This window comes from Shewanella sp. MMG014 (assembly GCF_018100775.1).
GTDB lineage: Bacteria > Pseudomonadota > Gammaproteobacteria > Enterobacterales > Shewanellaceae > Shewanella > Shewanella japonica.
In genome coordinates, this window is the sequence record NZ_JAGJDZ010000004.1 from 88,802 (window position 1) to 102,053 (window position 13,252).

Here is a 13,252-nt window from a genome sequence, read left to right on the forward strand (position 1 = left end):
AAATTAACTAGGTGACAAGAATGTTTTACCTAATTGATTAATCTTCATACGTTGTGAAGCTCAAAATAGATCGAGCAGTATGTTGCTAAAGTTGACCGTTTTTTGAACTTTTGACTATTATTATCTTTAATTAGTGATTGCTAAATTTGGTTGTTAGACGAGTGCTACAGAGGCCAAAGTCTACAAATAGATGCAGAACTGACTTCGACATTTTGGTTAATTATTGAAAAGGATATTCTATGAACAACAGGTTAATTGTCACACTCGCAGCGAGTGGTTTATTGCTACATACATGTGGGGTGACAGCGGCAGTATCAGATCAGGTTATTAGCGATCAAAGAGCAAAACTTGCAAGTCAAACTCAAGGGCAGGGATTTGGTCCGCAATCGCCAAGAGATCTCAATCAAGTCACAGGCAATAATCCCATTCACTTTAGTGCAGCCCCAAGTTATAGCCAGATGAATCTGTGTAATATTCATTTTCATAGAAATGCAGAGCATTCAGGTGGCGAGTTTACGACTTATGCGGGTAACGGAGATGGCAAAGGGTATCAGTCAGGTTATAAATATAATGGTGTTTTAACTGACAAAGAAATGATGCAAACACGTATGGCTGTATGTCCAAGTAAAAATGGTGGGTTAAACGCAGGTGATACTATCGAGCTACATTATGTTCATTCAACTGCACAGGTCACTCCAGGAGAAAGTTTGGCTGCTTGCATGAATGAAGCCATTGCTAACCCGCAGTTGAGAGTTGAAACCCAAGTCTTTGTGCTTGTTGGGGGCGGTCAGGGTTTAGACTTTAATCAGTTGACGAAAGTTGAACAAACAAAAGGCAAATATCAAGCGATTAATATGCTCAACAATATGGGCGATCCTGTTGAATATAGCGGTTCGACAACAGGGCCGGGTTATAACGAAAAAGGATCGCCATTGCAGGTTTCTTGGCGTGTTAGGCCAAAGGTGGCTAAGGTCAATATCGACTCTGTGGGCCAATGGTGCCGTGGGAATGAGTTTAAAGAAGACCATGCTCATGGCGTGAGGAATTTAGTTATTAATCCTGCTTTGTTATCAAATATTAACTAAGTTTCTGATAAAAAAATAAAATATAGCGTATCCACGCCATATAGTTAATGCGTGTGAACTGATTTTTAGCAACAATTAAGGCGCCATATGGCGCCTTAATTATTGCTTGATAAAATTAATACTTGTGGTGGCTAATCAGCCATTAATGCAGATAAACGAATTTGATATAAATTGCCTTTACCGTTCTCAATACGAGTAAAAAATAAGTAGTTACCATCGGGAGAAATAATCGGCGTAAACTCATGATCTGCTGTGTTAACTTTATCGCCTAAGCTTTTAGCGACTGTCCACTCATTGCCCACGAGGTGTGAGATATAAAGATCGCCTTTTCCTAAACTGTCTTGACGATCTTTTATACTGAATACGATGGTTTTTCCATCGCGTGAGACTGCTGAGTCACCAATATTACCGTTCACGCCATAAATATGGCTTGGTAAAGGTTCTGGTGTCGTAAATCCATTGCCCTTAGGCTGAGCAACAAACATATGTCGACCATTGTCCCTAAATGAAGGAAAGTAAAGCTCGCCTTTGTCTGTCAGTGATGGATATAGATCGGCGGCATCTGAATTGATATCGAGATACTCAGGTTGCTGCCATTGATCATTTTTCCACGTTGAGCGCCATATATTGACTTCCTTTGCTTCTTCTTTCTCACCTTTTAATGGCCTTTTAGACACAAAGTATAGCTGTGAGTAATCAGCACTGTAATAAGGATCGGCATCTAAGTATTCGCCTGATATCGCTAGTGGTGTAGGGGATTGCCAGTTACCTGAATCAAATGAAGACTGCATCATAGTGCAATGGCTAAAATCATCATTGCAACGGGCAAAAATGACATTATCGCCAGATTGATTAAACACGGTATTAATTTCAAAGTGCTCAGTTGTTGAAATGACCCCAGGAGCGAACTCCACGGCTTTATTGGCTGCTGCCTCATTATGATAGGCTGGATTGGCAAATACTGAGGTGGACACTATGGTTAAACAAGTTGTGATTATTATTGGTTTTATCATGACTCGCCTTTGTTATTCATTTTATATAAGCAAATGTGTAGCTGAATTAGCTATTATTTTTGAGTAATCTGCGATTTTTGAGTAAGCGGATTACTTTTGGGCAAAGAGAATACAAGGCTTTGGTTTATTAATCTACACTTTTGCGAATCTAAATTCACTTTTGTTATTGCTTTGCCGTTTGTAGATGTCAGAGCATCTATTCATATATGGGGTTGTGCCACAAAACTTGATTAGATTTTTCAGTTCTCAAGAACTGGTTTTTATAGGGGGTACTTCATTGAACCTTGTTGTCGACTTGAGTCTACTTGAAATCAATTTAACCGACATTGCTCTAATTGAATTCGCTAAATCACTCTACTGAGTTGTCTATTGACTGGCATTAATTAAAAAGCGCTAGTCGCCACAACTTCTAGCGCTTTTAATATTCATGAGCTTGGGGGATCACCTAAGCATCTGCTTACTGTGATTAAAAGGGCGCATAACGATCAAAGTTTGCTGTTGGCGTAGTCCAACGCTGTTTTGCATCGTGTTGGGTATTATTGATACCTTGCATGGGAATTTGGCCATTGTCACCGTATAACCACAATACCATATTAGTACGTTCACCACTGATGATAGGCTTCGCTGCATGAGGTACATGACCTCGATGGATCAACGCTATGCCAGGCTCGAATACTTGTTCAACCATTTTACCAGTATTGGCATCGTAAAAATTCACGCCAGATCCAGTAAAATGCTCCTCAGGCAAGTTGAGGTTGATATTCAGTGTGACTGAAGATGCATCCGAATGCATACGCAACGAGGTATCTTTATTGGGCTGATACTGAATTGAAAACCCAAACGTTTGCGTGTCGTAGCCAGTGACTTCTGGAAATAACAAGCGTGCAATAGGGCGCATGTAGTTATCTAACAGACTGCGATAAAAGTGCTGAAATTCTGGCGCTGCGAGATACCCTTCAGAGCGAGGATCTAACATTGCTCCTCCGCGGTTGAGCACTATGCCATATGGAGGTCGTAATGGGATCTCAGCATCGGCCGCTTTAGTTAAAAAGTCGCGCAATATGGCAAGCTTTTCTGGTGCAAACAGCTGGAAGCTAAACACACCTGGCGCTACTTCGTGCAAAAGTTCACGAACGGTATTTTCTTTGCTGGGATCTTGCCATGCTTGAGTAACAGCCTCGCGCAGTTTGCTATCGAGCAAAGCATCATTGAGCGGTAACAGATTGGCCAGCTCGCTCGCTTCCCATTCATGCCAAGCCTCACTGAACAATTCGGTATTGTCATCCCAAAACTGTTGTACAGAAGGCGATCGTTGAAGCATGTTTTCTCGAGAAGGTAGGCTTGTGGCGCGAGCGCGCTGTAATTGATTAGGTCGCATAATATTCATTCCTTGGGTGAATCTTTCATGAGTCCAAATCTAGTACAGTTGGTTTTTGAGATAAATATCATCAGCAATGAAACAGAATCAAGGATTTGTATATAGTTGAAAGCTGTCTTATTTAGAACTAAACGAGCCAGAAAGAAATGAATTGTTCATGGACTAGGGTTACTCATTGAGATAATTGCTTCAATAAAACAATAAAATGTGCCCTAGGCGTTATCTATTCCTTAATTATCTGTAAACAAACTGTCATAATAGTTACCACTGTTTTGTTATGGGGATAATAATATCTGCATCGTTTTTTATCTTATGAAGAAACAGCTACGTTGATAATTAATAAGAATGATACCTACAAGGACTGAATATGAAACGCTTGCTCGCCCTGATACTGCTTTGTCAGGCTCCTGTTGTTGCAGCAAATGACACGACTTCAAATGATATAGTGCATTGGCAAGATAATAGCCTGTCTTACCTTTATGGCGATAACTTTAAAGTTAACCCACAAATTCAGCAAACTATTACTTATGAGCACGCAAGTGGTTGGAATGTAGGTGACTTATTTATGTTTGTCGACTTCACTAAATATAACGGTGCAGAAGATTTCCTAAACGGTAAAAACACCTATTACGGCGAGTTTAGTCCGCGTTTTAGCTTCAGTAAAATGCTAGATAAACCCGTAGAAGCTGGCATGATTAAAGATGTCTTACTGGCAACAACTATAGAGTTTGGTGAAGGTGATGTTGAGTCATTTTTAATTGGTGCGGGGATAGATTTAGCCATTCCAGGGTTCGATTTTTTCCAACTCAATATGTATAAACGTTTGCCCGATGGGCGCGATGGTGACACTTGGCAAATTACCCCAGTTTGGAAGATGAGTTGGCCAGTTGGCGAGTCGACGATTGTGTTTGATGGCTTTATTGATTGGGTGGTTGATTCTGATGGTAGTTACGAAAAAAACGTCCATTTTAACCCGCAGCTTAAATATGATTTAGGTAAACAAGTCGGCATGCGAGATAGCGCGTTATTCGTGGGTATTGAGTATGACTATTGGAAGAATAAATACGGCATTAAAAGCAGTTCAGGATTTAATACCGATCAAAGCGTGACTAATTTATTGGTGAAGTATCACTTCTAATGCTTTAATTGAACGTAATATAAGCAACTTTTCGCTTGTAGATATGAACAATTAACAAGTGAATATATGGCTTTATTCGTTTGATAAGGAGACGTGATGAAATACTCAATGAGCGATCTCATCTACCAAGGTGAGAAAGCAGGCGTACATAACTGGAATACGGTTTCGGGTAATTCTTTTTATTGGCACCCTGATTGGTTGCATATTGCTGAAGATATGACAGGCCATAAGGCGACAGCTAAAATTGAAACCACTGCAAAAGTCGCAACTCAGCAACAAGCACAAGACACCATAGTCAAGCATCTTAATAAGTAAACATGCCTTCATTTAAACCAAAAGCAGCCAAACTGTAGTCAGGCTGCTTTTTTATAAAACAACAAAAGTGACTTTGTTATTAAGTCGTTTGTCGCTTGCTAACGATTGAAATATTAACCACTTTGCTTCTATTTGTTTGCTGCTTTTTATTTTGCAGCAATGAGTGTGGTTTTACGGTAATCAAACTGCTGATTTACTTGTTGAACTTCGCTGGCAGTAAGCTGAGCCTGTTTGATTTTCTTGTCGTCAGATATAACAAACTTATTCAGTTTATAGTTCACAAAGTCTGCGACGAATACCACACCATTATCGTAGCCTGCTACAGCATTAACTTTTTGCATGGCAGTGCAGTCATTACATTCAATAACGCTACTTTCAGCTAATACGCTTCCACTGAACACACACATCACTGTGACAAGTGCCTTTAAAGGTAACTTATTCATAGACATCTCCTTTTCATTATCATGACTGATATCACTTATATACAAAATGTGATCTAAATCACGTTTAGGTTATGAGAGTTACCAGGTGATGTCTAGTCTGTTGAAATAAAAAGTTAACAATAGTTTTGCTAAACTTAGCCGAAAAGAGAGTTCGAATATAAGCAGATTGAGTCGTTAACTCGATAATATTGAACAGGGTTAGTCTTTATGAAGAATAGATAAACGTGGCAGAGCAGCCACGTTTATTAGAGTGATTTAAGCCAGCGCCGATAGTCGTGTAATGACTTAGATGTTAAATATAGCTGTAATTTGGTTTACGACTGTATCGTTGCTGGAAATTAAATGGGCTCATTTTTAAGGTACGTATAGCATCCACCCAGCCAACGACCATTGGCACCAATGTCCAACAGAATAAAAGATATACACTTCCTTTTAGGTGCTGCCCTAAGTAAAACTTATGCAGGCCAAATCCACCTAGTACAAAACCAAAGAGTATTGCGAGTTTTTGATTTTTAATACGAATATCTGGGTCTACTCCACTAAGCGCATCTAATCCTTGAGCAGCTTGGCAATGTGGACAAGTGATAATGTTCAGGTCAATATTGTTACTGCATTGAGGGCAGGTTACGTCTTGCATCACTAACTCCAATAGTCAAAATTGCTGTTGGGTTATTATGGGTACAAGTGTTCGCTGAAAGTAGGTGCATAGTTCACAGAATTAAAATAAAAGCTAAAAATACATAAAATGATACAAATATCGCCAATGGATGCATAAGGATGATGCTTTAACCGAGAGACATCACAACTCTAATGTAAAACTGTGCAAAGTTACCCCGCGGCTATTTGAATTAAATAGTGAACTATTTAAAATCAATTACGTAACAATTCGACAAAATAATAAATAAAAATGGACTTCCCATTAATGAAAAGACGTTTTACCAAGGTCGCTGTGGCAACTTCGATAGTCATTTTATCTGCTTGCAGCTCTTCCTCATATCTGGACGAACCTTTGGTGACGCCGCAACTTCCAGCGTCTTGGCACACTGATGCTGAATCGTTAAAAGATAATCAAAGCTGGGTGACGCCGATTGCAACAGATCAATTACTCGAATTTATCAGTATTGGCCTAAATACCAACCAAGAATTGATGCAGTTAGCACTTGAAGTTGAGGTCAAAAAGCAGCAACTCAATGTCAGTGACTCCAGCTTTTGGCCAGAACTTGATTTGTCCGCTAATAGTGGTCGTAGTGGTAACAGTGATGACTCAACCAGTTTCAATAACCTGAGCTTAGACCTAAGTTATGAGTTGGATATTTGGGGCAAATTATCTGACAATGCTAGAGCCTCTAAACTCAATTTACTTACAGCGGAAGCCAATTACCAACAAGCAAGAGATGCCTTGGTAGCTGACGTCGTTATTGCATACTACAAGGTGGTAACCTCAGCTGAGTTAGTGAAGTTATTTGAACGCCGAACTGAAAATGCCAAGTTAAACTTTGAGATTATTGAGTCAGGGTATTTACAGGGATTGAACGAATCTCTTGATGTCTACCTGACGCAAAATGAATATCACAGTGAAAAATCCAATCTGTTATCCCAACGAAGCCAGCATAACCAAGATATCCGAACCCTAGAAAGGTTACTGGGCGGATATCCTGCGGGTAAATTACTCATTGATGAAAAGCTGCCATTACTGCCTCAAGGGATCAAGATTGGTGTGCCAAGTGAGTTAGTTAAACGCAAGCCAGAATTACAAGCTGCGTGGTATCAGCTGTTATCTCAAGACGCCTTAGTGGCATATACCCAAAAACAACGTTATCCAGCCCTTCGCTTAGGTGCTGATATTGGCACGTCTAGCAGCGACATTGCTAACTTACTGAGCGGTGATTACAGCTCGTGGTCAGTCTTTGGTGGCATTACCGCGCCGATATTTAATGCGGGTCGATTAGCGTCGCAAACTGAACAACAAAAACTGAAATTGAAGCAACAAGAGCAGCAGTATCTAAGTACCTTATTTAACGCCTTCGAAGTGGTTGAAAATAACTTAGATTTAGATGCAAGTTTACAGCAACAATATCGCTCAACGTTAAAGGCTCAGGAGAATGCGCTACAAGCTGAAACTTTGTCTTTTGAGCAATATCAAAGCGGACTTGTGAGCTACACGACAGTGTTAGACGCTCAGAACCGTGCTTTTGTCGCGCAAAGCTCAGTCATCAGTTTAAAAAATCAAATCATTGCCAACCGTATTGGATTGCACCTTGCTTTAGGTGGCGATCTGGATGCGAGTGTTACAGAAGAAGAATAATATGATGAACAAGAAATACCTTATCCCTGTTGGCATAATTGCTGTAGCTGTGATTGCTATTGCGACGATTACATTTAACCCGCCTTCAACCAAACGTGGCAAGCCGATGGCAATAGCACCGATGTCGGTTGAAACATTAACGTTAACACCACAAGATTATCAAATTCAGGTGAGCAGTTTTGGTGTGGTTAAACCCAGAACTCAAAGCTCTTTAGTGACTCAAGCATCAGGACAAATTCTGACCATTAGCCCTAATTTTCGAGAAGGTGGCTTTTTTGAAAAAGGTGAAGTACTGGTGCAACTTGATGATCGAGATTACCAAGCAGAAGTGAAAATTGCCGAAGCAGGGTTACTACTTGCAAGGCAGCAATTGCTGGAAGAGCAAGCCCGAACCAATCAAGCTTTAGTCGATTGGCAACGTCTCAGTAATGGCCGTGAGCCAACCGCATTGGTGTTACGTGAGCCACAACTTGCCGCAGCAAGAGCGGCAATGTTGTCAAACCAAGCATCACTTGAAAAAGCCAACCTTGCGCTTGAGCGTACCCAAGTTGTCGCACCGTTTTCTGGCCGTATTTTAGAAAAGCATGTCGATGTCGGCCGTGTTGTTTCAACCAACGCCCAACTTGCGACAATTTATGCAACCGATTATGTAGAAATTCGCCTACCGATCAATAACAGCGATTTGGCCTTAGTCGAATTGCCTGAGCAAGGTAAGTCAGTGGTGGCTAAAGTTTCTTTTGAGTCTGATTTAATTGGACTACAAAAATGGGAAGGACAGCTGATCCGTACTGAAGGTGCGATTGATAGTAACTCGCAGCAGCTTTATGTTGTAGCGCAAATCGATGACCCATTCGATTATCAAAGTAATCAAAAAATGCCATTGAAAATTGGCCAATACCTAACAGCAAACATTGCGGGTAAAAAGCTTAGTCAGGTATTAGTTATTCCTACGAAATCGATTTTTCAGGGCTCTTATGTTTATGTCGTCAATGATGGCGTGTTATTACGTAAAGACGTCTCAATCAGATGGCAAAATAGTCAAGACTCAGTTGTGAGAGCGGGGCTTAATAATGGCGACGAACTCGTTACCACCTCACTTGGTCAAGTCAGCTCTGGTACTCCTGTTACGATAATGGGGTCTGAGCCAACAACAAGCCGCCCTCAAGGTGGACCTAAAGCTAACCTTGATGGAAAGCGACGCCCTAAACCTGATGGAAAACACAACAAACCAGCGGCGAAAGAGGGGGCACAACCATGATTGCTTGGTTTGCTAAAAATCATGTCGCAGCCAACCTATTAATGTTGATGCTGCTGGTCTTGGGGTTAGGTTCACTATCGACTCGAATTCCTCTTGAAGTATTCCCAACGGTTGAATCTGAACGCGTTTCGGTCAGCATCTCGCTGCGTGGTGCAACGCCTGAAGATGTCGAGAAAGGCGTTACTATTCGAGTTGAAGAAGCTGTACAAGATCTTGAAGGTATCGAGAAAATTACTTCAAGCTCATCAGAATCATCTTCGCAAGTGACCATCGAAGTGGAAAGTGGTTATGATCCTCGTGAGATGTTGGCAGATATTAAAAGCCGAGTCGATGCGATTAATACTTTTCCTGCCGATGCAGAAAAGCCGGTTATTGCGTTGGCCCAACGTAAGCGTGAAGTGATTGCTGTCACGGTAACGGGTAAGTACAGTGAAAAAGAAACCCTTGAATTTGCCGAAGTCGTGCGTGATGAGTTATTACGTCTTGAAGGTGTTACCCAACTAGATTTAAGCGGAGTACGTAACTATGAAGTGTCATTAGCCTTATCGCAAAACAAGTTACGCCAATACAACCTAACGTTGAGCGAAGTATCAAAAGCCATTAATGCCTCCAGTACCGATATCTCTGCTGGTAACCTAAAAACCCAAGGCGGTGACATTTTACTTCGCTCAAAAGGCCAAGCTTATTATAAAGATGAGTTTGCCAATATTGCGATTAAATCAGCTGCCGATGGCACGATTATCCGCTTAGGCGATGTCGCTGATGTGGATGATGGGTTTGAAGAAACCCCTGTAAGAACAAGATTTAATGGCCAGCAAGCAGCATTTATTGATGTTTACCGTATTGGCCAGCAAAGCGCTATTGATGTGGCTGATAAAGTCAAAGGGTACATTGACTCACGACAAGCGACATTGCCAGAAGGCTATGGCTTAAGTTACTGGGATGATGATTCTGAAATCGTTAAAAACCGTATTGCAACCTTAACTGGCAGTGCGTTGCAAGGTGGTATATTGGTGCTGTTATTACTGACCTTGTTCTTACGTCCATCAATTGCCATTTGGGTGTTTATTGGGATCCCTGTGTCATTTATGGGGGCCTTCATTTTTATGCCATTTTTTGGCGTATCTCTAAATGTCATGAGCTTGTTTGGGTTTATTTTAGTGCTGGGGATTGTGGTGGATGACGCCATTGTGACTGGTGAAAATATATATACCCACTTAAAGACAGCACCAAGTGGCGAGCAGGCCGCAATTTTAGGTACTCAAGAAGTTGCAGCGCCTGTTACCTTCGGGATTTTAACCACTGTCACCGCCTTTTTACCTATGTTGTTTATTGAAGGCACACGTGGGGCGATATTTGGGCAGATTGCCATCGTGGTGATCCCCGTATTACTGTTCTCATTAATTGAGTCTAAGTTTGTATTACCAGCTCATTTAAAACACATTAAGTTGCGAAGTGAGAAAGAAAAATACAATCGATTTGAGATTTTTCAGCAGAAGTTTGCCGATGGGTTTGAGCGTGCGATTATTCAATTTTATCAACCCTTCTTGCGTGTTGCTCTAAAACATAAGACAGCAACTTTGAGCTTGTTTTTAAGTGTGTTGTTAGTCATAGCTGCATTGTTAGCAACGGGCTGGACTAAGTTTACTTTCTTTCCACGTATTCCAAGTGAAACTGTGCGACTGAGTCTGACGATGCCTGCTGGCACGCCATTTGAAGTGACCAATGCGCATATTATTGCCATTGCCGCCAAAGCTGAGGCATTGCAGGAAAAGTATCGCGATGAAGACACCGGCGAAAGCGTCATTATTAATATTTTAGCCACAACAGGTGGCCGAGGTGGTACTTCAAATGCGGGTAGTGTTCGTTTTGAAATGACCCCTGCTGAAAAGCGTGAGTCTGATATCACATCTCGAGAACTGTTAACCGAGTGGCGAAAGAGTGTGGGTGAAATCCCTGGGGCAGAGTCGATGACCTATCGTGCTGAAATTGGCCGTAGTTCAGATCCAATTGATGTACAGCTCAGTGCAAACTCATTAGAGACGTTAAGCGAAATTGCTGATCAGGTTAAAGAACACCTCAAAACCTATCCAACAGTATTTGATATCGCAGATAGTTTATCTAATGGTAAAGAAGAGCTGTTAATTGAACTAACAGAGCAAGGTAAAGCACTCGGATTGACTCGCCAAGAAGTGTCAAGCCAAGTGAGAAATTTCTATTTTGGCTCTGAAGTGCAGCGCATCCAGCGTGGTCGTGATGATGTTCGGGTGATGCTACGTTTACCATTAAATGAACGCCAATCACTAGACGATTTGAAAAAAGTATTGATTACCACAAGCCAAGGTACGCAGGTTCCTCTTGGCCACGTGGCTAAAATGACATCAGGTAAAAGTCCTTCTAGCATAAGACGTATCGATCGCTATCGCGTGCTCAATGTGACTGCTGATGTTGATAAAGACAATACCAACATGACCGTACTACAAGCCGACCTCAAAGTGTTTCTTGATGGTTTAGTGCAGCAGTACCCTGGCGTAAGGCATTCACTTGAAGGCGAAGCGCGTGAGCAGCGTGACAGCTTTGGCTCGCTCCAATGGGGCTTAGTATTTGTGCTGTTTATGATTTATAGCTTACTTGCGATACCGTTTAAGTCATATATTCAGCCGCTAATTGTTATGAGCGTCATTCCGTTTGGCTTGATTGGCGCGGTGTTAGGCCATTGGTTTATGGGCTCACCACTGACGATTTTCAGTATATTAGGTATGTTGGCGCTGGTTGGGGTCGTGGTGAATGACTCATTGGTACTAGTAGACTTTATTAATAAGAAACGTGCCCAAGGGATGGAAATCGCAGAGGCGGTATTAACCGCTGGAGCTAAACGTTTCAGACCGGTTATGTTGACCAGTTTAACCACGTTTATTGGGTTAATGCCTTTGCTACTAGAGAAATCGACTCAGGCTCAGTTCTTAATCCCAATGGCTATTTCATTAGGTTTCGGGATTATATTCGCCACCTTTATCACCTTGATATTAGTGCCAGTAAACTACCTTGTAGTTGAACGTATTAAAGGTAACAAAGTCGATATTAGTCACTTTGATAAGTCCTTAGGTGACACCTTTGGAATGGCGAAAAGTTAAAAAAGCAATGAATAGTGGAAAGGGTTAAAGCCAATTGCTTTAACCCTTTTTGTTTATGTGATTATCAATCGCGCAAGGCCATGGTTAGGTACTAACAAGTATGGACTTTGCCATTTAGTTTTATTTTATCAATTGTGTAATGTATGTACTGAAAACCGTGTCTTAGGTTAATTCAGTTGTTCTTTATCTAAACCGTTAGCATCGCGGCTTATTTTATTAAAGGTAATATCAATGGCTTTAACGTTATTTTATGCTCCAGGAGCATGCTCTGGTGTCACAATTAATGCGATCCAAGAATTGGGACTAGAGTGTGATTTTAAGCGAATTAATCTTGCTTCTGGCGAACAAAAGTCGCCAGAGTATTTACAAATTAACCCTTTCGGCAAGGTGCCTGCGCTGGTAACCGAAGGTAAGTTATTAACTGAAAACCCAGCTATTTTACTGTATTTAAATAGTTTGGTTCCAGGCTCTAAATTACTGCCAGAAACTGAAGATGAATATCAAAAGTGTGTATATGCTTCAGATTTAATGTGGTTTTCCAGTACCGTTCACCCATCTGTGCGCCATGTCTGTATGCCCGCATATTACACCGTTAGTAAAGATGTCTGTGATGTCGTAACCAGTGGTCGTAATATGTTAACCAGTCATTTTGAGAAGGCTGAAAAAAGGTTGAAAGCGTCAAATTGGTGGTATGGAGAACAATGGTCAATTGTTGATGTATATCTGCATTGGTGCTACACAAGAGCGTTAAGAGGCGGTTTTTCTTTGGATGATTTTCCTGCTCTTTTAGCACATCAAAAAAGAGTAGAGTCAAAGCCGAGCTTTCAGCGTCGCTCAGCGATAGAGCAAAGCCATTAAGGCTATTTCATTTCAAACGACATTTGCGAGTCCTATGAGGAATTATGTTTACTCATTTCTTGTCTGACACGCACTTGTTGTAATAGAAACCGTGATGCTTCTTGTTATAAAAACCGTGATGCTTCAATCACTCTGGGTTTAAGGGGAATAGTACGAGTCCTCTTAACCCCCGCATTACCCTGATGAACTAGCTATCCTCTATGTATTTTGAAAATAGCTAACGCACCCGATGGGGCATTCATGCCCCGCGAAAGCTAACCTGATTCTGATAGGCAGGATGCCTGAATGCCGAGAAGCACATGGATGTGCGAGAAAGGCCATGTCA

11 protein-coding genes are annotated in these 13,252 nt (G+C 41.3%); 7 read left to right on the plus strand and 4 right to left on the minus strand.

Annotated features, from left to right (window positions below; translation table 11 throughout):
- The first annotated feature begins 239 nt into the window (after nucleotides 1-239).
- Complete coding sequence (locus J8L86_RS07925; protein WP_211029766.1) at nucleotides 240-1,085, plus strand: delta-class carbonic anhydrase; 846 nt, start codon at nucleotides 240-242, stop codon at nucleotides 1,083-1,085.
- A 131-nt stretch (nucleotides 1,086-1,216) separates the two neighbouring features.
- Here J8L86_RS07925 and J8L86_RS07930 read toward each other — a convergent pair whose 3' ends face one another.
- Both J8L86_RS07930 and J8L86_RS07935 read right to left on the minus strand, forming a co-directional pair.
- Nucleotides 1,217-2,098: a PD40 domain-containing protein gene (locus tag J8L86_RS07930; RefSeq protein ID WP_065108715.1), complete on the minus strand. Its 882-nt coding sequence runs from the start codon at nucleotides 2,096-2,098 to the stop codon at nucleotides 1,217-1,219.
- Nucleotides 2,099-2,564: 466 nt separating this feature from the next.
- On the minus strand, nucleotides 2,565-3,476 hold the full coding sequence (locus J8L86_RS07935; protein ID WP_211029768.1) for a 2OG-Fe(II) oxygenase: 912 nt from the start codon (nucleotides 3,474-3,476) through the stop codon (nucleotides 2,565-2,567).
- Nucleotides 3,477-3,843: 367 nt separating this feature from the next.
- On the opposite strand from J8L86_RS07935, the gene J8L86_RS07940 reads away from it, so the two are divergent.
- Nucleotides 3,844-4,614 carry a hypothetical protein gene (locus tag J8L86_RS07940; protein WP_065108713.1) on the plus strand — a complete coding sequence of 257 codons (771 nt, stop codon included), beginning with the start codon at nucleotides 3,844-3,846 and terminating at the stop codon, nucleotides 4,612-4,614.
- Between the two features lie 96 nt (nucleotides 4,615-4,710).
- The gene (locus J8L86_RS07945) at nucleotides 4,711-4,929 is read left to right on the plus strand and encodes a hypothetical protein (RefSeq protein WP_055026409.1); all 219 of its coding nucleotides are present in this window, start codon (nucleotides 4,711-4,713) and stop codon (nucleotides 4,927-4,929) included.
- 146 nt (nucleotides 4,930-5,075) lie between these two features.
- Here the strand turns inward: J8L86_RS07945 and J8L86_RS07950 are convergent, their stop codons facing one another.
- Both J8L86_RS07950 and J8L86_RS07955 read right to left on the minus strand, forming a co-directional pair.
- Nucleotides 5,076-5,372 carry a hypothetical protein gene (locus tag J8L86_RS07950; RefSeq protein ID WP_065108712.1) on the minus strand — a complete coding sequence of 99 codons (297 nt, stop codon included), beginning with the start codon at nucleotides 5,370-5,372 and terminating at the stop codon, nucleotides 5,076-5,078.
- Nucleotides 5,373-5,664: 292 nt separating this feature from the next.
- Nucleotides 5,665-6,009, minus strand: a complete 345-nt coding sequence (locus J8L86_RS07955) for a TM2 domain-containing protein (protein WP_065108711.1) — start codon at nucleotides 6,007-6,009, stop codon at nucleotides 5,665-5,667.
- Nucleotides 6,010-6,294: 285 nt separating this feature from the next.
- Between J8L86_RS07955 and J8L86_RS07960 the strand changes: the two genes are divergently transcribed.
- From J8L86_RS07960 to J8L86_RS07975, 4 genes are all read left to right on the plus strand, one after another.
- On the plus strand, nucleotides 6,295-7,677 hold the full coding sequence (locus J8L86_RS07960; RefSeq protein WP_065108710.1) for a TolC family protein: 1,383 nt from the start codon (nucleotides 6,295-6,297) through the stop codon (nucleotides 7,675-7,677).
- 1 nt (nucleotide 7,678) lies between these two features.
- Nucleotides 7,679-8,935 (plus strand): efflux RND transporter periplasmic adaptor subunit, encoded by a 1,257-nt coding sequence (locus tag J8L86_RS07965; RefSeq protein ID WP_211029770.1) that lies wholly within the window; start codon nucleotides 7,679-7,681, stop codon nucleotides 8,933-8,935.
- Nucleotides 8,932-12,069 carry an efflux RND transporter permease subunit gene (locus J8L86_RS07970; protein ID WP_211029772.1) on the plus strand — a complete coding sequence of 1,046 codons (3,138 nt, stop codon included), beginning with the start codon at nucleotides 8,932-8,934 and terminating at the stop codon, nucleotides 12,067-12,069. The genes J8L86_RS07965 and J8L86_RS07970 overlap by 4 nt, the downstream gene beginning before the upstream one ends.
- A gap of 231 nt (nucleotides 12,070-12,300) precedes the next feature.
- Complete coding sequence (locus J8L86_RS07975) at nucleotides 12,301-12,927, plus strand: glutathione S-transferase family protein (protein ID WP_211029774.1); 627 nt, start codon at nucleotides 12,301-12,303, stop codon at nucleotides 12,925-12,927.
- Nucleotides 12,928-13,252 lie beyond the last annotated feature (325 nt).